The 20,531-nt window shown below is 68.6% G+C and carries 16 protein-coding genes; 8 read left to right on the plus strand and 8 right to left on the minus strand.

The genetic code is table 11. The features are described 5' to 3' along the window. Positions 1 to 64: 64 nt before the first annotated feature. Positions 65 to 931 (plus strand): beta-lactamase induction protein, encoded by an 867-nt coding sequence (locus JNG39_RS10570; RefSeq protein ID WP_368311324.1) that lies wholly within the window; start codon positions 65 to 67, stop codon positions 929 to 931. Between the two features lie 32 nt (positions 932 to 963). Here the strand turns inward: JNG39_RS10570 and JNG39_RS10575 are convergent, their stop codons facing one another. Then, entirely contained in the window at positions 964 to 2,838 is a 1,875-nt protein-coding gene (locus JNG39_RS10575; protein ID WP_368311326.1) for an MFS transporter, read from the minus strand. A 161-nt stretch (positions 2,839 to 2,999) separates the two neighbouring features. Here JNG39_RS10575 and JNG39_RS10580 point away from each other — a divergent pair, with 161 nt between their 5' ends. Next, positions 3,000 to 4,910: a ricin-type beta-trefoil lectin domain protein gene (locus JNG39_RS10580; RefSeq protein ID WP_368311328.1), complete on the plus strand. Its 1,911-nt coding sequence runs from the start codon at positions 3,000 to 3,002 to the stop codon at positions 4,908 to 4,910. A 36-nt stretch (positions 4,911 to 4,946) separates the two neighbouring features. On the opposite strand, the gene purD is transcribed toward JNG39_RS10580, so the two are convergent. Beyond that, positions 4,947 to 6,230 (minus strand): phosphoribosylamine--glycine ligase, encoded by a 1,284-nt coding sequence (gene purD / locus JNG39_RS10585; RefSeq protein ID WP_368311329.1) that lies wholly within the window; start codon positions 6,228 to 6,230, stop codon positions 4,947 to 4,949. Positions 6,231 to 6,371: 141 nt separating this feature from the next. Between purD and blaOXA the strand changes: the two genes are divergently transcribed. Beyond that, entirely contained in the window at positions 6,372 to 7,199 is an 828-nt protein-coding gene (gene blaOXA, locus JNG39_RS10590) for a class D beta-lactamase (protein WP_368311331.1), read from the plus strand. Positions 7,200 to 7,292: 93 nt separating this feature from the next. Here blaOXA and JNG39_RS10595 read toward each other — a convergent pair whose 3' ends face one another. The 5 genes from JNG39_RS10595 to JNG39_RS10615 all read right to left on the minus strand — a co-directional run bounded on the left by JNG39_RS10595 (position 7,293) and on the right by JNG39_RS10615 (position 14,289). After that, a complete protein-coding gene (locus JNG39_RS10595; protein WP_368311333.1) occupies positions 7,293 to 8,657 on the minus strand; it encodes an AMP-binding protein in 1,365 nt (454 codons plus the stop codon). A 16-nt stretch (positions 8,658 to 8,673) separates the two neighbouring features. Then, positions 8,674 to 9,243, minus strand: coding sequence for an L-threonylcarbamoyladenylate synthase (locus JNG39_RS10600; RefSeq protein ID WP_368311334.1), 570 nt, complete (start codon positions 9,241 to 9,243; stop codon positions 8,674 to 8,676). Between the two features lies 1 nt (position 9,244). Then, positions 9,245 to 11,770, minus strand: coding sequence for a DNA topoisomerase I (locus JNG39_RS10605; protein WP_368311336.1), 2,526 nt, complete (start codon positions 11,768 to 11,770; stop codon positions 9,245 to 9,247). A 102-nt stretch (positions 11,771 to 11,872) separates the two neighbouring features. Then, the gene (dprA, locus tag JNG39_RS10610; protein WP_368311338.1) at positions 11,873 to 13,006 is read right to left on the minus strand and encodes a DNA-processing protein DprA; all 1,134 of its coding nucleotides are present in this window, start codon (positions 13,004 to 13,006) and stop codon (positions 11,873 to 11,875) included. A 122-nt stretch (positions 13,007 to 13,128) separates the two neighbouring features. Then, positions 13,129 to 14,289 carry a LysM peptidoglycan-binding domain-containing protein gene (locus tag JNG39_RS10615; protein WP_368311340.1) on the minus strand — a complete coding sequence of 387 codons (1,161 nt, stop codon included), beginning with the start codon at positions 14,287 to 14,289 and terminating at the stop codon, positions 13,129 to 13,131. A 207-nt stretch (positions 14,290 to 14,496) separates the two neighbouring features. On the opposite strand from JNG39_RS10615, the gene def reads away from it, so the two are divergent. From def to JNG39_RS10640, 5 genes are all read left to right on the plus strand, one after another. Next, entirely contained in the window at positions 14,497 to 15,000 is a 504-nt protein-coding gene (gene def / locus JNG39_RS10620) for a peptide deformylase (RefSeq protein ID WP_247372454.1), read from the plus strand. Between the two features lie 2 nt (positions 15,001 to 15,002). Continuing rightward, complete coding sequence (fmt, locus tag JNG39_RS10625) at positions 15,003 to 15,947, plus strand: methionyl-tRNA formyltransferase (RefSeq protein WP_368311342.1); 945 nt, start codon at positions 15,003 to 15,005, stop codon at positions 15,945 to 15,947. Continuing rightward, entirely contained in the window at positions 15,944 to 17,260 is a 1,317-nt protein-coding gene (gene rsmB / locus JNG39_RS10630) for a 16S rRNA (cytosine(967)-C(5))-methyltransferase RsmB (protein WP_368311344.1), read from the plus strand. The genes fmt and rsmB overlap by 4 nt, the downstream gene beginning before the upstream one ends. 141 nt (positions 17,261 to 17,401) lie before the next feature. Next, positions 17,402 to 18,682 (plus strand): O-antigen ligase family protein, encoded by a 1,281-nt coding sequence (locus JNG39_RS10635; RefSeq protein WP_368311346.1) that lies wholly within the window; start codon positions 17,402 to 17,404, stop codon positions 18,680 to 18,682. After that, the gene (locus JNG39_RS10640; protein ID WP_368311348.1) at positions 18,682 to 19,686 is read left to right on the plus strand and encodes a glycosyltransferase; all 1,005 of its coding nucleotides are present in this window, start codon (positions 18,682 to 18,684) and stop codon (positions 19,684 to 19,686) included. The genes JNG39_RS10635 and JNG39_RS10640 overlap by 1 nt, the downstream gene beginning before the upstream one ends. On the opposite strand, the gene JNG39_RS10645 is transcribed toward JNG39_RS10640, so the two are convergent. Then, a complete protein-coding gene (locus tag JNG39_RS10645; protein WP_368311349.1) occupies positions 19,669 to 20,508 on the minus strand; it encodes a glycosyltransferase family 2 protein in 840 nt (279 codons plus the stop codon). The two genes, JNG39_RS10640 and JNG39_RS10645, sit on opposite strands and share 18 nt — an antisense overlap. Between the last annotated feature and the right edge of the window lie 23 nt (positions 20,509 to 20,531).

The following is a 20,531-nucleotide window of genomic DNA, read 5'->3' on the forward strand; positions in this document are numbered from 1 at the left end:
GCCTGAACAAGTTTAGGTCCATCCCCTACAATCGGGTCAACGACACGCGGATTTCCCTTACGTCATGGCCCTACGCCTTCTTGCCGTTTTCGTCGCCCTGGTCATCTGCTGGAGCGTTCCGCAACTTTCCCGCTGGCGCGACGATCGCTGGTTCCGAGGGTGGGTGAATCGCCTGGGCGACCTGTCCGGCCCGGGTCGCGTCGCCGTGGCATGGCTCGTGCCGCTGGCCGCCTGCGCGCTCGTCGCCGGCATCCTGCAGGCCCTGCCCTTGTTCGACATCGCCTGGTTCGTCTTCGCGGTGATCGTGCTCGTCTACACGCTCGGGCCGCGCGAGGTCGAGGCCGATATCGACGGCATCCTTCGGGCCTCCGATACCCTGCGCCGTGACGAGGCCGTCGTACGCCTGCAGCACGACGAAGAGCCCCTGCCCTGGTTCGCGCCCGCGCTGGTCGAGGCTGCGTTCTACGCGGCGCTGCGCCGCCGTTTCGGCGTACTTTTCTGGTTCTTCGTCTTCGGCCCGGTCGGTGCCTTCGGCTACCGCCTGGCCCAGTGGCTGGGCCGCCAGGCATCGCTGGCGCTCGACGGCGACACCCGTACGGCCGCACGACGCCTGGCCGACGCGCTCGACTGGATCCCCGCGCACCTGATGGTATTCGCCATGGCGCTGGTGTCCGATTTCGATGCCGTGGTCGGCGCGTGGAAGCACTGGCACCGCCAATCGGGCAGCCCACGCTCGCGGCTGGAGCCCGATTTCCTCGGTGCCGTGGCCCGCGCGGGCGTCGACGCCGACGTGGAGGCCGGCGACGGCTATGTGCAGGACGTGAGCGACCCCCTCGCCGAACTGGAGGATGCGCGCCGGGTGATTCGTCGCGTGCTGGTGGTGTGGCTGGCCGTGGTGGCAGTGATCGTGCTCGGCGCGTGGTTCGCCTGAGCGTCACACCGGCACTTCGTTCGTCGCGCCTTCTAGGCCTTGTCGCCGCGTAGTTCGCCCACGCGCGCTTCAAGCACCGCCGCATTGGCGGTACCCACCGGCAAGGCCTCCCCACCCACCAGCTCGATCCGCGACCAGAACCGCCGCGGTAATCGCGCGCGCCTCAGGGCGCTGTCGCGCCGGCTGAAGATGCTGCCCCACATGCCACGCAGGGCCAGCGGCACCACCGGTACCGGACGGCGCGCCAGGATGCGATCGACCCCGGGACGGAACGGTGCGATGCCACCGTCGCGCGTCAACCCGCCTTCGGGGAAGATGCACACCACCTCGCCGGCCGCGAGGGCTTCGTCGATACGATCGAAGGCCTCCTCCATGAGCGCGGCATCCTCGTTGCGGCCCGCGATGGGAATGGCCTTCGCCGTGCGGAATACGAACTTCAGCACCGGGATGTTGAAGATCTTGTGGTACATCACGAAGCGCATCGGGCGACGCACGCTGGCCATCAGGATCAGCGGATCCATGAAGCTCACGTGGTTGCACACCACCAGGGCCGCCCCCTCGTCGGGTACGTTCTTCAGGCCGTCGACTCGTACGCGGTAGAGCGTGTTCACCAGCACCCAGGTGATGAACCGCATCATGAATTCGGGTACGAGCGTGAAGATGTACACCGCCACGGCGATATTGACGACGGCGGTGATCAGGAAGATCGTCGGCGTATCCAGCCCCATCATCGTCAGGCCGATGCCGAAGCCCGAGGCGATGCAGATCAGCAACGCGTTGACGATGTTGTTGCCCGCGATCACGCGCGACAGCTTGTCGCGCGGCGCGCGGCTCTGCACGAAGGCGAACAACGGCACCACGTAGAAGCCGGCGAAGGCACCGATCATGGTGAGGTCGAGCGCCACGCGCCATGCGCCGGGCGCGGAGAGAAACGCCAGCGCGTCCAACGCCGCACCCGCGTCGATGGACGGCCGGGCGAAGAACAGGTCGGCGGCGAACACGGTCAGGCCGAAGGCTCCCATGGGCACCAGGCCGATTTCCACGCGGCGGTTCGACAGCCGCTCGCACAACAGCGAACCCGCGCCCGTGCCCAGCGAGAACAGCGTGAGCGCCAGCGTATTCACCGTGCCGTCGCCGTGCAGCACGTGGCGGGTGTAGTTGGGCAATTGGGCGATCATCACCGTGCCGAAGAACCAGAACCACGAGATACCCAGCACCGCGTTCCATACCGCGCGATCGTCGTGGGTGATCTTCAGCACCCGCCAGGTTTCGCTCAACGGATTCCAGTTGAATGTCAGGTCGGGCGCCGTCGCCGGCGCGACGGGAATCGCCCGCGACGCGACGTAGCCCGTCATCGCGATGACGATCGTCGCCAGCGACGCGGCCACGGTACCGTAGCCGGCGATCAGCATCAGCGAATTGCCCAGAATCATGCCGACCAGCATGGCGAGCTGGGTACCCGTCTCCACCAGTGCGTTGCCGCCCACCAGCTCACCGCGTTCGAGCGCCTGGGGAAGGATGGAGTATTTGATCGGGCCGAACACGGTCGAATGCACGCCCATCAGGAACAGCACCACCAGCAGGAGCGATACGTGATGGGTGAGGAAACCGACGGCCGCGATCGCCATCGCGGCAATCTCGAAGAGCTTCACGAAGCGGATGATCCGCGTCTTCTCGAATTTCTCGGCAAGCTGGCCCGCGGTGGCCGAGAAAAGGAAATACGGCAGGATGAACAGTGCCGGCGCGAGGTTGGTGTAGAGCGATACCTGCGCATCGGGCAGCGCCATCTGGAAGGCCACCAGCATGACCATGGCGTTGCGGAAGGCGTTGTCGTTGAAGGCGCCCAGCGCCTGCGTCCAGAAGAACGGCGCGAAGCGGCGCTTGCCGAGAAGCGAGAACTGGGACATGCAAGAACATCCTTTCGAAAACGTGGATCCGGTTGACCCTCGCACATCGCGACGCGTCGAGTTTCGTCCTTAGCCTACAAGCATATCCGCTATGTCCTACGGTCGTGCGAGGGCGCGGCCATCAATCTATGCGCTCCCCCACTCAGCCAAGGACATGGCAGATGACTCATCGATACCTCCCCGCGGCGGTACTGGCCGCTATCTCGGCGCTGGCCGCCACCGACACCCGCGCCGAGACCTTTTCCGGCCTCGACGGCCCCATTCTTTCGCCCGCACTGGCGCCGCATGTCCGCCCGGCCGAGGCCCCCGCATGGGTGCGAGATGCGCTGGCCGACCGGCTTCATTGGGTCGACGACGCCGACCTGCGTGACCCGACGATCCGGCGCGAAGCGATGGATGCCCTGGAGCAGGGACTACCCGTCCTGGTGACGGGATCGACATCGGCGAACGCTGAATCCTTCAGCGCGTTCGGTTTCCATCCCGGTACGTCACGTGCCGTCTATCGACGGACCCAGGGCGGAGAACTCGAAGTCGGCAGCGTCGACGACCGCATGACCGCTCCCGCCGCCGCGCGCTTCCTCGCCGAATGGCTGCAGCCGTCGCACGTCCCCTTGCAACGGACCAAACGCGCGTCCGCCTCCGATGCGGCCGACATGTCGGCTTACGCGCCCTCCTTGCGCATCCGGCAGGACAAGGCGTTCGAGGGCGGTCGACGCATCGCCTACGACATCACGGTACAGCGCGACGTCACGCCCTCGCGCGACGAGAAGGTGGTGCTGGTGAAAACCGAGATATTCCAGCGCCCCGAATACAACGGCCCGCTCCCCTACGGCACGCCCCAACCCGATGGAAAAGCGCTGACCCTTGCGCTGCCGCTCAACTACCGCGTGCTTACTTCCGTCACGCCAGCCGGAAACCAACCACTGCCGAAGCCCATCGTGCTTGAACGCGCACTACCGGTCGGCGGCAAGCCGAAGGAACGCCGTATCGACGAGAAAGTCACGGCGAAGCATACGCTCGGCCTGAGCCTCGATGCGGATATGTTTGAATTCATCAAGGGCATGGACTCCGACCCCTTGGGAAAACTGCCGGTGAAGTTCAACGCGGGCGTCGAGCGCACTGAAGAGCGATCGATATCCATGGTGGTCGACGATTACGAGGTGGACGTGCGAACGCGCGACGCGGACGACGACATGCGCGGCGTGCAATGGAGCTTCGACCTCGCGCGCGATCTCGCCAACGACCGGGAGCGGTTTCAATCCGGCAACAGCAAAACCGGATACCCCCTGTATTCGGACGCGAGCTTCACGCCGATGATGCGCTCGGCCTCGATGGAGACGCTATCGATCTGGCGTCTTCCGGGAGCATGGGAAGGGGGGCTGGACATCGCCACGCGCGCCGACGTGATCAACCGCGTCTTCGGTAGCCAGCCTTCGCAACCCGACTACGTGATCGACGACTTCGACGACGAGCTGTCCGATATCGCCTTCACCGCGCGCATCGACCTCGGTTCGCCACGGCTCACCCGTCAGCCCACCGTACGCATCCAATCGCTGTCGGGTACCGGCAAATGCCTGACCCAGCCGCATGCGGCGTATCCGGGCATCGTCATGGCGGCGTGCGAGAAAGGCGACGGCGGGCGTGAGCAGCAGTGGTACCTCGACGTGGACCACACCTACCGCAATCGGGCCAGCGGCCAGTGCCTCACCGTCGACGGCACCGACGGCACCCTCCGCGCGGCCGATTGCGTGGGAGCGTCGCTGGACCAGCAGTGGCAATGGTCGGCCGACCGCATCCATTCGAAATTCATGGGTAGCGACAGTTGGCGCCTGCACCTGCGCGACGGCGTACCGAACGGGATGTTCGATCCGACCCGCCACCAGCGCATGGTATCGAACCACTACCACGACCTGCTGCGGCCGTGGTCGTCGTACCCGGCAAAGCCGACGCCGGGTGACGTCATTCCCAATCCACGGGGTGCTTCGCCGCGCGTGCCCGAGAGCTTCCTCCAGTACGACGCCGTCGGCGTGGACGAGCGCTGGCAGGTGTTGCCGGTCACGCACGGGCTGTAAACGAAGCGAAGGAGCGGGCCTGCGCCCGCTCCTTTCTCAACCGCGCGCGAAGGCCCTGTGCGCGATGTCCGAACGATGGAAGGCGTCGGCAAAATCGATGCCGCGTACCGCGGCGTAGGCCTTCTCGCGCGCCTCGCCCAAATCGGCCCCCAGGGCGCACACCGTGAGCACGCGACCGCCGGCGGTCACCGGACGGCCTTCGGCATCGGTGGCCGTTCCCGCGTGAAACACCTTCACGTCCGGCCCGAAATTCGCATCGGCACCGGTGATGACGTCGCCGCCGCGCACCTTGCCAGGATAGCCGCCCGCGGCGATCACTACCCCCAACGACGGACGCGGATCCCATTCGGCCCTCACGCGGCCCACGTCGCCATCCAGCGCCGCTTCGACGAGATCCACCAGGTCGGAACGCAGGCGGAGCATGATCGGCTGCGTTTCCGGATCGCCGAAACGCACATTGAATTCGATGACCTTCGGCGCGCCGCGCGCATCGATCATCAGGCCCGCATAGAGAAAACCGGTGAACGGCGCGCCGTCCTTCACCATGCCGGCCAGCGTGGGCTCGATGATGTCGCGCATGACGCGCGCGGAGACCTCGTCGGTCACCACCGGGGCCGGCGAGTACGCGCCCATGCCGCCGGTGTTCGGACCCTTGTCGCCTTCGTCGCGACGCTTGTGGTCCTGGCTGGTGGCCATCGGCAACGCGTGCGTGCCGTCGGCGATGACGATGAAGCTGGCTTCCTCGCCGTCGAGGAATTCCTCGATGACCACGCGCGAGGAGGCGTCGCCGAACGCCTTCCCACCGAGCATGTCGGTGAGCGCCGCTTCGGCTTCGGCCAGCGTCATCGCCACCACCACGCCCTTGCCGGCCGCGAGGCCGTCGGCCTTGATGACGATGGGCGCGCCCTTCTCGCGCACGTGCGCCAGCGCGGGAGCCAGGTCGGTGAATACGGCGTAATGCGCCGTGGGAATGCCGTGGCGGGCGAGGAAATCCTTGGCGAAGGCCTTGCTGCCTTCCAGTTGCGCGGCCGCCGCGCGGGGACCGAAGCAGCGCAGGCCTTCGGCCATGAAACGGTCGACCACCCCGGCGACGAGCGGCACCTCGGGGCCGACCACGGTCAGGCCGATGCCTTCCTGCCTGGCCAGCGCCAGGAGGCCGTCGATATCGGTCACGGCCACGGCCGCGTTGCGCAGCTTCGGCTCGATCGCCGTGCCGGCATTGCCCGGCGCCACGATCACCTCGTCCACGCGCGGCGACTGCGCGAGCTTCCAGGCCAGCGCGTGTTCGCGACCGCCGCTGCCGATGACGAGGACTTTCATGCCGAGACTCCAACCATGCCGGGAATCGCGCATTCTACCCGGCACGGCCCCCGCTCGCCCGGAAATGGCCCCAGTCCGGCCCCGGCGCGGGCCCGCGCCCTGGCCACGCTGGCCTTACCTTTCCGACATGGAGTACGACGCATGGTCCGATTGCCATCCTTTCTCCTCGCCCTGCTCGCGTTCTTCGCCACCGCGGTCCACGCGGGCGAATGGCGGGAACATCCCGAATGGGGCCAGGCCTTCGCCGAAGCCCACGTCAAGGGCACGATGCTGGTCTACGCCGAAGGCGACGGCACGATGCACGTGTGGAACGCCGAGCGCGCTCGCCACCCCTACGTACCCGCTTCCACCTTCAAGGTGTTCAATGCCATGGTCGCCATCGACACGGGCGCCGTGAAGGACGAGTTCGAAACCATCGCCTGGGACGGCAAGAAACGGCCGATCGCCGAATGGAACCGCGCCAACAGCCTGGCCAGCGGCATGCGCTATTCCACCGTGTGGTTCTACCAGGAGATGGCGCGCCGCGCGGGACAGCAACGCATGCAGGCGTGGATCGACAAGGCTGGTTACGGCAACCGCGACATCTCGGGCGGCATCGACGCCTTCTGGCTAGGCGGTGGCCTGCGCATCTCGGCCGAACAGCAGGTGGCGTTCCTGCGCCGCCTCGCCGACGGCACGCTGCCGTTCTCGCAACGCGCGCAGGAGATCGCCCGCCGGATCACCGTGTATGAGGCGGGCAGCGATTTCATCCTGCACGCGAAGACCGGCTGGGGCGAACATGTCGCGCAGGACGATCCGAACGCGAACAAGGCGCACGACCTCGGTTGGGACGTCGGCTGGGTGGAACACGGCGGCAAGCGCTGGTTCTTCGCGCTGAACATCGACATCGTGACGCCGGAAGACGGGAACCAGCGCGTGGAACTGGCGAGGAAACTGCTGGCGGGGATGGGTGCGTTCGGCAAGCCATGACATCACCGATACGATCGGCTCCCACCCTTTACCCTTTCGTAGGACACTCGCTACCGAAGGGGTGGGAGCCGATCGTATCAGCGAACGGCGTGGCTACAGGGCCGGGCGGATCAGCGCCATCAATTCCGTGCGCGGCAGTTTGCCGGTCTCGTTGCGAGGCAACTGCTCGACGACACGCAAGGGCCGCGGGAGGAACACCGGGTCCATCGCCACGCGCAACGCCGCCAGCACCTGCTGCTCCGAAAGCCCCGGCGCCACGACGAGCCCGGCAATGCGACGCACGCCCGATGCATCGGCCTCGTCGAGCTGGAAGAGCACGCCGTCACGCACGCCCTCGATCGCCAAGAGGCGACGGTTGAGGTCGCCCAGCGAGGCGCGCTTGCCGGCGATTTCCAGCAGATCGGTATTGCGGCCGCGAAGACGGAAACGGCGCCCCTCGTCGTGCAACGTGACGATGTCGGCAAGCACCACCGGTTCGGACAGCTGCGGCGCGTCCACGAGCGTGCCGTCGGGCTGCGGATGCAGCGCCACGCCGTCGTATAGCGTCCAGTCTTCTTCGGTAGAGGTGCGACGGCTGGCGAACACGCAGGTTTCCGTCGAGCCGAACACCTCGCACAACGGCGCACCGAAACGCGCTTCCGCCACGGTGGCGAGATCGACTGGCATCGGTGCCGTCGCGGACACGACGGCACCGAGCGGCGGCAACGTCACGCCGGATTCGACGAGCGCGCGCAGGTGCACCGGGGTAATGACGAGCACACGGGGCTCGGGCAACGAAGCGAGTGCCGTGGCCACGTCGGCCGGGAAGAACGGCCGCCCCGCATGGATGCCCACGTCGGACAGCAACGGCATCACCACGGACATCTCCAGCCCGTACATGTGCTGCGGCGGCACGGTGGCGACGGTGTGGAAGGTGTCGCCCAGCACGACCGAGAGCATGTGCGCGTTGCCCGCATTGCTGGCCACGAACGAACCCCAGGTTTTCACGTTGGGCTTGGGCTTGCCGGTGGATCCGGAAGTGTAGCCGATCGCCACGACATGGTCGGCCGCGATCATGGGCACGTCGCCGTAGGCCGGCGCCGTGCGCGCGAGCGCCGGCATGCGCAGGTAGCCGGCGGGCGCCGGATCGAGCGCCTGCTCGCCGATGGCGTAAGCGCCCGGATGATGGCCCATCACCTCGTCGACCGCGTGCGGCGCACGCGACGGCGGCAGCAGGTTGAACTGGCCGCGCAAGGCCAGCGCGGCGAAGGCGACCAGGAAGGCGTAGCGGTCTTCGCAGAGGTTGACCGCGCCGACGGCGTCCGGCAGCGCCTCCGCCACGAGCCGTACGTGGGCGAGGAATTCGCCCGCGCTGACGGCGGCGCCGTCACGCCAGGCGACCACGCGCGACGGCGAACCCGCGAGCAGCGGCAACGATGGCGCGGCGACGCGCCCCAGGAACCCTTGGACGATGGACAAAGCGTGACTCCCCCTTTCAGGCCCGGATGATAGCGCCGGACAGCGCGTCGCGGATGACCGTCGGCCGGTCGAGGCCGCCCAGGGGGGCGTCCATGGCGCCGTCGAGGCGGTCGCCGAAATAACGTTCGAGCGTGGCGACGTCGCGCGCGGGTGGCTCGCCATGGGGGTTGGCGCTGGTAGACACCAAGGGCGCGCCGAAGGCCCGGCAGAGCAAGGCGGCGGGCTCGTGCGCCGTCACCCGCAGGGCGATGCCCGCATGCGCGCCGGCCACCCAGTCGGGCACCCTCGCACTGCGCGGAAACACCCAGGTGTTGGGACCGGGCCAGGAGGCTCGCGCCTGCGCCAGCACCGCGTCGGGCACGGCGGCGAGATCGATATAGGGCTGCACCTGTTCGAAGTCCGCCGCGATGAGCAGTACGCCCTGCGTGGCGGGCCGCTCTTTCAGCGCGAACAGGCGCGCGAAGGCGGCCTGATCGTGCGGATCGCACCCCAGGCCATAGACCGCTTCGGTGGGATAGGCGAGTACGCCGCCGGCGCGCAACAGCGCGGCGGCCTCGCCAACGGCGCGATCGTCGAAGCGACGCATGTCAGTCCGCGACGCGCGCCGTCTTGGCGGCGGTCTTCGTGGCCGCGGCCTTCTTCACGGCCGTTTTCTTCGTCGCGGTCTTCTTGGCCGCGGTCTTCCTGGCCGTGGCTTTCTTCGCCGCCGTCTTCTTGGTGACCGTCTTCTTCACCGCGGCCTTCTTCGCCGGAGCGTCCTTGGCGGCCGCCGTCTTCTTCGACGCGGCCTTCTTGGCGGCGGTCTTCTTGGCCGCCTTGCCGCCACGCGGCTTCTTCACCGGCGCGGCCGCGAGCAACTCGATGCACTCGGCCTCGGTGAGCGTCTTGGGATCGCGATCCTTCGGGATGCGCGCGTTCTTTTCGCCGTCGGTGATGTACGGGCCGTAGCGCCCGTTGAGCACCTGCACGTCGTTGCCGAAGTCCTGGATGATGCGATTGGCGATGGCCTCGAGCTTCTCCTGCACCAGCTGCAACGCGCGCGGCAGCTCGATGACGTAGGGGTCGTCCTCGGGCTTGAGCGAGGCATAGGTGCTGCCCTGCTTCACGAAGGGCCCGAAGCGGCCGATGCCGACGGTCACCTCGTCGCCGTTCTCGGCCTGGCCGAGGTTGCGCGGCAGCTTGAACAGCTCCATCGCCTCATCGAGGGTGATGGTATGCATGCTCTGGCCGGGGCGCAGGCTGGCGTAGGTGGGCTTGTCGTCGTCGTCCTTGCTGCCGATCTGCGCGTAGGCGCCGTAACGGCCCAGGCGCACCGAGACCGGCTTGCCGCTCTTGGGGTCGTTGCCCAGCTCGCGCGCGCCGGTGGCTTCGCTGCGGTCCACGCTCTCGGTCTTGTCGTCGACCAGGGTCTTGAACGGCTGCCAGAATCGCTCGAGCAACGGAACCCACTGTTCTTCACCGCGGCTGACCGCATCGAGTTCGTCTTCCAGGCGCGCAGTGAAGTCGTAATCGACGTATTGCGCGAAATGCCCGGAAAGGAACTGGCTCACCGCGCGGCCGACGTCGGTCGGACGGAAACGACGGCTTTCCAGCAGCACGTACTCGCGGCTGATGAGCACCTGAATGATGCTGGCGTAGGTCGACGGGCGGCCGATGCCGTATTCCTCGAGCGTCTTCACCAGGCTGGCTTCGGAGTAGCGCGGCGGCGGCTCGGTGAAGTGCTGGTCGGCATCGATGGCGGACACCGGCACCACATCGCCTTGCGTCAGGCGGGGCAGGCGGCGCTGCTCGTCGTCGTCCTCGTTTTTCTGGTCCTTGCCTTCCTCGTAGACGGCGAGGAAGCCGGGGTCGACCACCGTCGTGCCGGTGGAACGGAACGCCGAGTCGGCGACCGGGAATTCGACCGATACCGTGTTGAGCGTGGCGTGGACCATCTGGCAGGCGACCGTGCGCTTCCAGATCAGCTCGTAAAGCTTGCGCTGGTCGTCGTTGAGGAACGACGCGACGCTGCGCGGGGTCCGCATGGCCGAGGTCGGGCGCACCGCTTCGTGGGCTTCCTGCGCGTTCTTCGACTTGGACTTGTACACCTGCGGGCCGTCGGGCAGCGCCGTCCGGCCGTAGTCGCGGCCGATCAGGTCGCGCAGCTCGGCCACGGCGTCGTCGGAGAGCGCCACCGAGTCGGTACGCATATAGGTGATGAGGCCGACGTTGCCCTCGCTGCCCAGCGCCACGCCTTCGTAGAGGCCCTGCGCCACGCGCATCGTGCGGCTGGTGGAGAAACCGAGCTTGCGCGCGGCTTCCTGCTGCAGCGTGGACGTGGTGAACGGCGGTGCGGGGCGGCGCTTGCGTTCGCGGCTGCTGACCTCGCCGACGGTGAAGCGGCCGGCGGCCGCTTTCTCCAGCGCCGTGCGCGCGGCCTGGGCATCGGCCTCGTTGGTGAGGTCGAACTGCTCGAACTTCTTGCCGTGGAGCTTGACCAGGCGCGCCTCGAAGGCACCCTCGGGGTGGGCGAGGCTGGCCTGGATGGTCCAGTACTCGCGGGCCTTGAAGGCTTCGATCTCCAGCTCGCGCTCGACGATCATGCGCAGCGCCGGCGACTGCACGCGGCCGGCCGAGAGGCCCCGCTGCACCTTGCGCCAGAGCACCGGCGACAGGTTGAAGCCCACGAGGTAATCGAGGGCCCGGCGCGCCTGCTGGGCGTCGACGAGATCGTGGGAGAGCTTGCGCGGGTTGGCCACGGCTTCCTTGATGGCCTTGGGCGTGATCTCGCTGAAGACCACGCGCTGGACGTCCTTGCCCTCGAGCAGGCCGCGCTCCCGGAGGATCTCGCTGATGTGCCAGGAAATGGCCTCGCCTTCGCGATCCAAGTCGGTGGCGAGGTAGATGCTGCTGGCCTTGCTGGCCGCCTTGGCGATGGCGTCGACGTGCTTCTCGTTGCGGTCGATCACTTCGTAGGCCATGGCGAAGCCGTGATCGGGGTCGACCGCGCCCTCCTTCGGCCGCAGGTCACGCACGTGACCGTACGACGCCAGCACCTGGAAGTCGGTGCCCAGGTACTTGTTGATCGTCTTGGCCTTGGCCGGCGATTCGACGATGAGGAGGTTCTTTGCCATGCGTTGATCGATTCCGAAGTGCGCCTGGCCCGGGCGGGCCCACGCGTATGTATATATTTAGTTGGAAACACACCGCCGTGATGGCTGTCAAGCGCCGCGTCTTCAGACGACGCGCTGGTAGCGGTTGCCGGGCAACGAGGCGACCTCGCCTTCGAGCTCGAGCATCAGGAGCATCGACGAGAGGGCCCCGGGGGATAGTCCGGTCGTGCCCACCAGGGCATCCAGGGGAGCTGGATCGTAACCCATGGCGTCGAGAAGGCGGCGATATTCCTCATCCTCTCGCCAGTCGACACCCGCCCGGCGGCCCTGCGACGCCTTGGCCGGGGCCCGCTCCAGGCGGGCGCGCAGCTCGGCGCCGAGTTCCATCGCGGCCGGCGCCAGCACCGCGAGAATCTCATCGGGCCGCTGGACCAGCCGTGCGCCGTCACCGATCAGCGCATGGCATCCCTGCGCCAGGGGATTGTGGATCGAGCCCGGCAGGGCGAACACCTCCCGCCCCTGCTCCCCCGCCTGGCGGGCGGTGATCAGCGAGCCGGACTTCACGCCCGCCTCGATCACCAGCACGCCCAGCGAAAGCCCGGCGATGATTCGGTTGCGTTCGGGAAAGTGGTAGACCTGCGCATGGGTGCCCGGCGGGTATTCGCTGACGATGACGCCCGATTCGGCGATGCGCCGTGCCAGCGCGTGGTGCTTGCGCGGGTAGACCCGGTCGGGGCCCGTGCCGATGACCGCCACCGTGGGCTGGCCGGCGTCGAGCGCGGCGGCGTGGGCCGCGCCATCCACGCCGTCGGCGAGGCCGCTGGTGACCAGCAGGCCGCCGGTCGCCAGTTCGGCGGCGAAACGGGCGGCATTGGCCAGGGCGGGCGGCTGGGCCTGCCGCACCCCGACGATGGCGACCTGGGGGCGCAGCAGCAAACCCGCGTCGCCCTTCACGAAGAGGGCGGCCGGCGGATCGGGCATCGCCTCCAGCTGGGGCGGAAAATCCTCGTCGAGGCAGCGGAGCAGCCGATGCCCGTCGCCCTCCAGCCAGGCCATGTCGGCGGCGAGCGCGGTTTCGTCGGGGTGCTCGAGCCAGGCGCGGCCTTCGGCGCCCAACGCGTCGCCATGGCGGCCCAGCCAGGCCAGCAGCGCACGGGCGCCGCCGCGCACGGCCAGGCCCTCGCGCAACTTGCGCGCGCCCAGTCCCGGCGTACGCAGCAGGATCAGCCAGTCACGGATGTCGTCGGAATCGGTCATCCGCCCAGTGTAGAGGGGCGGGTGGCGGGAAGCGGCGGGGGCGAGCCTCCGCCACGCGAAGGCCGACGCCTGCGTCGCGAGTGCGGCCCGTGCCCACGCGGCGCGGGAACGGGCCGACCCCCTTATTCCGGAAGGACGAGGCGGTCGCCGCGGTGAACCGGGCGGGTGGCGTCCATCAGCAGCGCGTAGCTCACGTTCTCGAACGTGCGGAACACCATCAGGTGACCGGCGAATTCGTCGGGCAGTTGCACCGTCCGCTGCGAACCTCGGATGTCCGAATTGCCGGAAACGTCGTCGGAGATGCGGTCGCCTTGCGCCATCACGGTGAACGTGGTGCCGTTGTCGACGCCCTGGGCGCTGCCCGCCGAGATGGCGACCACCTGGTGCGCGCCGACGGTGTTGCGGGCATCGGTGAAGGCGATCACGCGCGGATCGGCGGGCATCGACTTCGGCGCGTGCGGATAGAAGTACGGGTCGTACGGCTTGTCGTCGACGGGCATCAGGCGGTCGCCCTTGCGGATCTCCAGCGTCGAGTCGACGCCCACGAGCGTCGTGACGTCATCGTTGTGCACGAGCACCTCGGCCGTGCCGATCACCGTCACTTCGGTACCGCGATCGCTGCCCTTGCCCCAGTAATGCGTGTCGTGGCGGCTGTCCTCATGCCACGGCGAGGCGGTCATCGAGACGTCCGAATCCAGCTCGTCGGCCACGAACGAGCCCTGGCCCGGACGGGTCAGTTCGTCGGGAGTGTGGCCGTCGCCGGCATGCTGGCGGAAACGCTGGGTGGGACGAACGATGGCCCAACGCTGGCCGGGCTGCGCCGAATCCAGGTCGCGGGCGTAGATCTTCGCGCCCGGTGTACCACGCAGGCGGCTTTCCTCGAAACCGACGACGTAGGGCGACTGCTCGACCTCATCGGAATTCATCACGCGCATTTCCTTCAGGAAGGTGCGCACCTCGCCCAGGGGAATGGCGGTGATCGGCTCGCCCTCTTCGCGCACGCGCGGTTCGAGGCCGATGTGGGTGGCGCCGGTGCCGTCGAGCGAGAGGTTGAGTACGTCGCCCGGATAGATCAGGTGGGGATTGCGCACCTGCGGGTTGGCCTGCCAGATCTCCGGCCAGAGCCAGGGCTTGGACAGGAAGCGCGACGAAATCGCCCACAGGGTGTCGCCCTTGCGCACGGTGTAGGTATCGGGGTGACCGGGACGCAACTGGGACGCGGCCGCGTACACGGCCACGGTGAAGAACATGCCGCCCAGCAGCATGACGAACTTCTTGATCATGATGGGATTTCCCCCTTCCCCTAGTGCTGTGGCGAGTGTAACTGAATCGTTAATACGTACAAGGCGGACGCCGCTCGCCGGTCCCACGGGGCCAGCGTAGAATAGGGGGCCATCCTACAAGGTCCGTTTGCTTGGATTTCGCCGACTTGCCCGCATTTCGCAGGCACGGCGCCGCTTTCGGCCCACGCAACGCATCAAGGTGACACCGTGTCCACCCTCACCATCCTCGAGTTTCCCGATCCGCGCCTGCGCACCGTCGCCGCGCCCGTCACCGTCTTCGACGCCGAACTCAAGCAGTTCGTGGCCGACATGTACGAAACCATGTACTCGGCCAACGGCGTCGGCCTGGCGGCCACCCAGGTGAACGTGCACAAGCGCGTGCTGGTCGCCGACATGAGCGAAGACCGCAACGAGCCGCTCACGCTGATCAACGCCGAGATCCTCGAGAAGGACGGCCAGCAGGTCTACCAGGAAGGCTGCCTGTCGTTCCCCGGCATCTACGCCGACGTGACCCGCGCCCTGAAGGTGAAGGTCAAAGCCAACGACGTCGACGGCAACGAGATCGTGGTGGAGGCCGAGGGCCCGCTGGCCGTGTGCATCCAGCACGAGATGGACCACCTGGCCGGCAAGGTCTTCGTCGACTACCTCTCGCCGCTCAAGCGCAGCATGCTGCTCAAGCGGATGGAAAAACAGCGCAAGGCCAGCGCCTGAGCATGGCGGGCCGTTCCCTGCGCGTGGTGTTCGCCGGAACGCCCGATTTCGCCGTGCCCTGCCTCGAAGCCTGTCGCGACTCCGGCGCGGAGGTCGTGGCGGTCTACACCCAACCCGACCGCCCGGCCGGGCGCGGCCGCAAGCTCGCGGCCAGTCCGGTGAAGGAAGCCGCCCTCGCGGCCGGCATCGCCGTCGAACAGCCCGATTCGTTCAAGGCCGAGGCCGATCGCGAACGGCTGGCTTCGTACGCGCCCGACCTGATGGTGGTGGTGGCTTACGGCCTCATCCTGCCGCGCAAGGTGCTTGCCATCCCGCGCCTGGGCTGCTGGAACGTCCACGCCTCGCTGCTGCCCCGCTGGCGTGGCGCGGCGCCGATCCAGCGCGCGATCCTCGCCGGCGACGCCGAGAGCGGCGTCGACCTCATGCAGATGGAAGCCGGCCTCGACACCGGCCCGGTGCTGGTCGAGCGCCGCACGCCCATCGCCGACGACGACACCGGCGGCAGCCTGCACGACCGTCTCTCGATGCTCGGCGCGGACGCCCTGGCCGAAGGCCTGCGCCGCACGCTCGCGGGAGAAACGCTGGTCGCGCGCGCCCAGGCCGTCGAGGGCGTGGAATACGCCCACAAGCTCGACAAGGCCGAGGCAAGGCTCGACTTCGCGCTGCCCGCCATCGCGCTGGAACGCAAGGTCCGCGCCTTCGATCCCTGGCCGGTGGCCGAGGCCGAGGTGGCGGGCGAACGCCTTCGGATCTGGTCGGCGCGCGCCGTGCCGCGCGCCGTGGACGCCGCGCCCGGCGAGGTGATCGCCGCGTCGCGCGAGGGCATCGACGTGGCCTGCGCCGAGGGCGCGCTGCGCCTGCTCGCCGTACAGCGCGACGGCGGTCGCCGCATCGGCGCCGCCGATTACCTCAATGCCCGCCCGGAGCTGCGGCGGTCCACCTCGTGAGCAAACCGGCATCCGTGCGCGCGATCGCCGCCCAGGCGCTCGCCGACGTGGCCCTCTCGGGTCACTCCCTACGGGACGTGGCCGATCGCAGCCTGCCCCGGCTGGCCGACACGCGCGATCGCGCCCTCCTCACCGCGCTGCTCAACGAAGGGGCTCGCTGGTGGCCACGCTTCGACGCGGCGGTCGACCGCCTGCTCGACAAGCCGATCCGCCGCAACGAGCCCGTCGTGCACGCGCTGCTGGTCACCGCGCTGGTCCAGCTGGAAATCCTCGAGTTGCCCGCCTACGCGGCCGTCGCCGCCACGGTCGAAGCCGTGCGCGAACTGCGGCGCCCCCGCCTGGCCGGGCTCGTCAACGCCGTCCTTCGCCGCTGGCTGCGCGAGCGCGACACCCTCCTCGCCGCGCTGGACGCCCAGCCGGCGACACGCCATGCCCATCCCCCCTGGCTGGTACGTGCGATCGAGCGCGACTGGCCGGCGCGGGCCGAGGGCGTGCTGACGGCGGCCAATCGCGAACCGCCGCTGATGCTGCGCGTGAATCGCCGCCGGGCCGAACGCGAACCGGTGGCCGTGGCGCTGCGCGAGGCCGGCTACGAGGTCGCCGCGCATGACTGGCTCAGCGACGGCCTCGTGCTTCCGCACAGCACCGACGTCACCCGCCTGCCCGGTTTCGCCGAGGGCCGTTTCGCCGTGCAGGACGGTGCCGCCCAGGTGCCGGCCGACCTGCTCGACCTCGCCGACGGCCAGCGCGTCCTCGATGCGTGCGCCGCGCCAGGGGGCAAGGCCTGCCACGCGCTGGAGCGCGCCGACGTGCGCCTGCTCGCGGTCGAGGCCGAGCCGCGCCGGGCCCCGCGCATCCGGCAAAACCTCGACCGGCTCGGGCTCGCCGCCGAGGTCACGATCGCCGATGCCGGCGACCCGTCCGCCTGGTGGGACGGCACGCCGTTCGACCGCGTCATGATCGACGCCCCGTGCTCAGCCACCGGCGTCATCCGCCGCCGTCCCGACGTGCGCCTGCATCGCCGCGAGGCGGACATCGACGCGCTCGTGACGCAGCAGGAGCGCATTCTTGCCGCCTGTTGGCAAACCCTCGTCCCTGGCGGCCTGCTTCTTTATGTCACCTGCTCCATCCTCCGGCGCGAAAACGACGGCGTGGTCGGCCCCTTCATCGAGGCCCACGGCGACGCCGAAGCCGTGCCGCTATCGCTGCCCGCGGGCCAGGCCACCCTGGCAGGCTGGCAGGTGCTTCCCGGCGACGGCGATCTCGACGGCATGTACTACGCGCTGCTGCGCAAGAAGGCGTCGCCGCGCTGAACGGTACGCCGTTCGTCCGGGCCCGGCCGCCCCCTTGCCTGTTGTACCATCGCCGTTATCCGCCCCCGAAAGGCGGCTCCGTACCGTTGCTGACGCTCGCTCGGCTACGGCGTTCCCGACGGGCGTCGATGGAAAACACGCATGACCGCAGCCGTAACGGCCGCCGATCCTAGGTACACCTGGCGTACCGTTCTGCTCAGCGCGCTCGTGGCGATCATCCCCATCGCCGTCTCCGTGTCCTGGAAGGCCAAGGCCCTGCCGATGCTCGCCCTCGTGGTGGTCGGCATCATCATGATGTTCCGCCAGGCGGACACCCGCACGCGCTATCGCATCGTGCGGGCGATCGTGATCGTGGGATTGCTGCGCTTCGCCTATGCCGTCTTCAGCATCGCGTGGCACGGCCTGGGTTGGGGCGAACTCGACCTGCCGGCGCAGACGCTGATCTTCCTCTGCACCGCCGCGGCCTTCACCGCCGTGCTCGACTGGCGGCTGATCTGGACGATCTTCGCCCTCACCACCTGCGTGCTCGGCGGCTCGTGCATCGTGCAGCACCACCTGCTGGGCGTCGAGCGCGCCTACGGCACCAACGGCGGCGACTGGAGCGCCATCGAATTCACCATGGTCACCCTGTGCATGGTGCTGTTTTCGATCCTCCGGCTGATCCAGCCCGGCGTGTCGCGCGGCGAACGGCTCCTGCACGCGCTGGCGATCGCCATCGGTGCGTACGGCGCCATCCTCACGCAGAGCCGGGGCCCGATGCTGGCCTTCGTTCCCTCGCTCCTGGTGGTGGTCGCGGTGCACGTGCGTCGCACCGGGCGCTGGCACGGTGCCGCGCTCTGCGTGGGCGTGCTGGTGGCTGGCGTGATCACCGCCACGACGGCGCTCAACCACCAGGTGATGCACCGCTTCGGCGAGGTGCACGGCGAGATCTCCAGCTTCAACGAACACAATGTCGCGGGCCCCGTGCGCGAGCGCCTGGCCATGTGGGAGGTGGCGGGGCAGGCCTTCCGCGAGCATCCGCTGGACGGCGTCGGCATCGACCAGTTCGGCAGTTTCACCCGCGAACTCGCCACGCGCGGCGATGCCAGCCCGATCATCGCCCGCTACGACCATCCGCATAACGAATACCTGGAGGCGGCGGCCACCGGCGGTGTGCCGCTGCTGATCATCACCCTGCTGGTGTTCGTCCTGCCCGCCGTGCACTTCCTGCGCCGCCTGGGCCATCCCGACGAGTGGACGGCCATGCTCGCCACCGCCGGCCTCGCGCTGGTGGTGATGTACGCGCTCTCGGCGTTCACCGACAACGTGTTCTATCGCGCGATGCCGCACTCGTTCTACATGTACCTCGTCTTCGGGCTCGCGCTCGCCACGGCGCTGCCCACGCGCGTGGCCCACGCCGGGAGGCGGGAGGCGACGGGCTGATGGCACGCATCCACCTGCTCGCGTGGGACAACCGGCGCGGGCTCTCGCACGACATCGCCGTCGTCGAAGGGGCGCTGCGCGAACTGGGCCACGAGGTGACGATCACCCGCCTGGGTTCGCGCCGCCACGATGGCGCCTGGCGGTTGCGCGGCATGCGGCTGCGCATGCGCGTGGCGTCGTGGCTGAGCCTCGGCCGCCAGCCCGCGCGCTTCGACGTCAACCTGTCGCTCGAACACGTGCGCCCCGCCGCCTTCGGCCTGGCCGATGTCGACCTGCTGATGCCCAACCCGGAATGGGTCTCGTCGCGCAGCCTGCGCTACCTGCCGCGTTACGACGCGCTGCTGACGAAAACCCAAGAGGCCACCCGCCTCTTCGAGGCGCGCGGCCTGCGCGCGATCGAGGTCGGCTTCCGCAGTCCCGACCGTTACGATCCCACCGTGCCGCGCCAGCCGCGGTCCTTTCTCCATGCCGCCGGCTCGAGCCATCTCAAGGGCACGTCGACGCTGGTCGAGGTGTGGAAGCGCCACCCGGAATGGCCCCTGCTCACCGTGCTTCGCGCGGGCGCGGCCACCGAGGACGACGGCGGGGCCGCCAACCTGCGCATCGTGAGGGAGCGCCTTTCCGACGAGGACGTGCGCCGCCTGCAGAACGCCAGCACGTTCCACCTGTGCTTGTCGCAGACCGAGGGCTGGGGCCACTACCTCGTCGAGGCGATGAGTTGCGGCGCCGTGGTGATCGCCTGCGACGGCGCGCCGATGAACCAGATGATCGACGCGACCCGCGGGATCCCGGTGGCGGCGCGCGAAGGCGAGCCGTATCACCTGGCGCGCACATGGCACGTGGACGACGCCGCGCTGGAACAGGCGGTGGAGCGCGCCATCGCCATGGACGATGCGGAGCGGACGTCGCTGGGCCACAACGCTCGCTCGTGGTACCTCGCCAACCAGATCGCCTTTCCCGCCCGGCTCGGCGCCGCGCTGGACGCGCTAGACGTTCCCCGCTGATCCCGGCCGCACGTCTGGCGGCGCCACGGCGAATTCGGCGAGGTGCTGGTCCAGGCCCAACTCGCAACGCACGAGCTTGCGCTGGCGGGTGTCGTCGAGGATGCGGTCGTTGGGGTTGTCGACGATGTTCTTGCGTGTGCGGTGGTAGAGGTGCGTGGCCAGCCCGCTGAAGCGCATCTCGCGGCGGTAGAGGCCATGGTGATAGGCGCGATGGACCAGTTCGGTGTCCTCGCGGCCCCAGCCGGTCATGGCCTCGTTGAAGCCGTTGATGGCGATGAGATCGTCGCGCCAGAAACCCCAGTTGCAGCTCTTGATGCCGCGCGTCTTCCGCCCGGGCTTCGCGTACCGGCGCGCCAGCCATGGCAGGCGCAGGGTATGGCGGCGACGCTCGATGCCCGGCGTGAAGAACGTAGCACGCACCGAGCCGTCGGCGAGCATGCGCCGGGTGAGGTTCTCGTCACTGAGCACGCGCGAGCCCTGCACGTAGCAACCTTTCATCGCGAAGGCCTCGTGGTCGGCCACGAAGTGCGGCTCGGCCACCATGTCGCCGTCGATGAGGATGACGTAGTCGCCGGTGGCGGCCGCGATGGCGCGGTTGCGGGCGCGGCTCATGCGCGCGCCGTCGTCGGGCTGCCACAGATGCACGAGGCGCACCGGGAAGGTGGCCGCCACCCGCTCGATCACCTCGCGGGTGTCGGCGCGCGAGCCGTCGTCGGTGACGATGACCTCGTCGGGCAGGCGGGTCTGCCGGGCCAGTGCCTCGAGCACGCGCTCGAGGGCGGCGGGCCAGTTGTAGGTGATGATGGCGACGGTGATGCGCATGGCGGCGAAGCATAGCCGGTTCA

The organism is Luteibacter sp. CQ10 (assembly GCF_040900725.1).
Lineage (GTDB): Bacteria > Pseudomonadota > Gammaproteobacteria > Xanthomonadales > Rhodanobacteraceae > Luteibacter.